Here is a 1,438-nt window from a genome sequence, read left to right as displayed (position 1 = left end):
CCATCGTCGCTCGGTCTATTGCGGTTCGATTGGTTACATCAGCTTTTGCGGACAGTTGGATACCAGCATCACCATTGGCACCTTATTGTGCGAAAACAATAAGATTCATTGCTGGGCAGGTGGCGGCATTGTGGCCGACTCGGTCAGCGACATGGAGTACGAAGAGACGTACAACAAGGTAAATAACCTGTTACAGTCATTGGAAAACACACTCTGATTAGAGGTGTGCTTAGGCAAACCGTTATTTCTTCGGTTTGCCTTTCTTAAAGATATTCAGCAGTTTTTTCTTCGAATCTTTCTCTTCGGTCGGCAGTGCGTTTTCAAAACGCTCCTGCATCTTATCCAGATTACGCTCTTTACGTCGATGTCTGGCTTCATCCCGCTTACTATTCAGGTCGATTACGTTATCGCTCATGTTCGCCCTTCAGGTCGTCCAATTTCGTTTAGCTTAGTCGAAACCCATCAGCAGGTATACCCTGCTGCAAAAGGCCTCTTATCTGTGATTCATGCTATCCTTTGCCCGCATTCTTACTACCGGAGCCCATGATGACAAAACCTGCTGAACCCAAGAAAGTCCGTGTCGCAAAACGTATTGGCACGGCTGGCGCGCTGATACTTGGACTTTCGCTCTATGCACTATTTTCCGATGATCCCGCCACAATTTACCCATCACTGGCGGACCGTAATATAGTCATATTGATGCTGCTGGTCTCTGTCTGTTTTATCGGTGCAGAGCAGTTAATCAAGATACCTTACTACCGCAGTTTGAAAGAAACGAAGAAGGAAGACAGGCTTTCGTCTAAGCGATAATTTGGAATGAATATTCAAAATGGTACTTCCTTCCGATTGCCGAATCTGTACATTTTTCATACAATCTTAAGTTCTTTGAATAGCGACGCTAGCCAACTTCATCAGGCGCGTCTTTGGAGCATTGAAGAGCTGTATTATGAAAGCAACAATACACAAACTGTCGAATACCCTTCCTCTGTTACGTAAGCTCGGCTTCGCTTACCTCACTGTTTCTGCCTGCATGTTTATGTTCGGCTTTGTCTCTACGCTGATCTATCAACTCACCTGATCAGACAACACTAACGATCTGCTTTTTCGCTGCTGCCAACTGGCAGGCAGATCGTGGTTATGCACTCCGATAGATACTGGTTTCATGCAGGTGACGCTCGACATCCGGGTCATCAATGGCTGAAACATCATGGATCAGTGCAAGGTAATCATCCGGCAGACCTGCTTCGAGTGCACCTTGAACGACGTGCTGTTTGTACCATCGATAGGGCCTCATACTCCGGTCGACATGCAGTGCAACATACGTCAATGCAGACTGGCGCTGACCCTCTTTAAGCCCCAGCTCAACGTCAATGCAGTCGTAGCCAAACCCTGCACCTTCAGCATTATCGAGATACGGTTTTTCCACTGGGTCCATGCT

The 1,438-nt window shown here is 46.9% G+C and carries 5 protein-coding genes; 3 read left to right on the top strand and 2 right to left on the bottom strand.

Annotated features, from left to right (window positions below; genetic code table 11):
* Positions 1–217, top strand: a 217-nt coding sequence (locus ABYW01_RS21205) for a chorismate-binding protein (RefSeq protein ID WP_372836582.1), incomplete at its 5' end; no start/stop codon positions are given.
* Between the two features lie 24 nt (positions 218–241).
* Here ABYW01_RS21205 and ABYW01_RS21200 read toward each other — a convergent pair.
* Positions 242–415: a hypothetical protein gene (locus ABYW01_RS21200; protein WP_372836580.1), complete on the bottom strand. Its 174-nt coding sequence runs from the start codon at positions 413–415 to the stop codon at positions 242–244.
* A 128-nt stretch (positions 416–543) separates the two neighbouring features.
* On the opposite strand from ABYW01_RS21200, the gene ABYW01_RS21195 reads away from it, so the two are divergent.
* Positions 544–810: a hypothetical protein gene (locus ABYW01_RS21195; protein ID WP_372836578.1), complete on the top strand. Its 267-nt coding sequence runs from the start codon at positions 544–546 to the stop codon at positions 808–810.
* Positions 811–946: 136 nt separating this feature from the next.
* A complete protein-coding gene (locus ABYW01_RS21190) occupies positions 947–1,078 on the top strand; it encodes a hypothetical protein (protein WP_372836576.1) in 132 nt (43 codons plus the stop codon).
* A 57-nt stretch (positions 1,079–1,135) separates the two neighbouring features.
* On the opposite strand, the gene ABYW01_RS21185 is transcribed toward ABYW01_RS21190, so the two are convergent.
* Positions 1,136–1,438: gamma-glutamylcyclotransferase (locus ABYW01_RS21185; protein WP_372836574.1), on the bottom strand; the 303-nt coding region annotated here is incomplete at its 5' end.

The sequence above is a fragment of the Pontibacterium sp. genome, from assembly GCF_041587635.1.
In the GTDB taxonomy this organism is placed as follows: Bacteria; Pseudomonadota; Gammaproteobacteria; order Pseudomonadales; family Balneatricaceae; genus Pontibacterium.
Note: the sequence above shows the minus strand (reverse complement) of the source record. Positions and strands in the feature narration are given on the sequence as shown.

Bases quoted from the DNA above. Each gene is read 5' to 3' on its own strand.
- ABYW01_RS21200 (WP_372836580.1), bottom strand. From the start codon at position 415: ATGAGCGATAACGTAATCGACCTGAATAGTAAGCGGGATGAAGCCAGA.
- ABYW01_RS21195 (WP_372836578.1), top strand. From the start codon at position 544: ATGATGACAAAACCTGCTGAACCCAAGAAAGTCCGTGTCGCAAAACGT.
- ABYW01_RS21190 (WP_372836576.1), top strand. From the start codon at position 947: ATGAAAGCAACAATACACAAACTGTCGAATACCCTTCCTCTGTTACGT.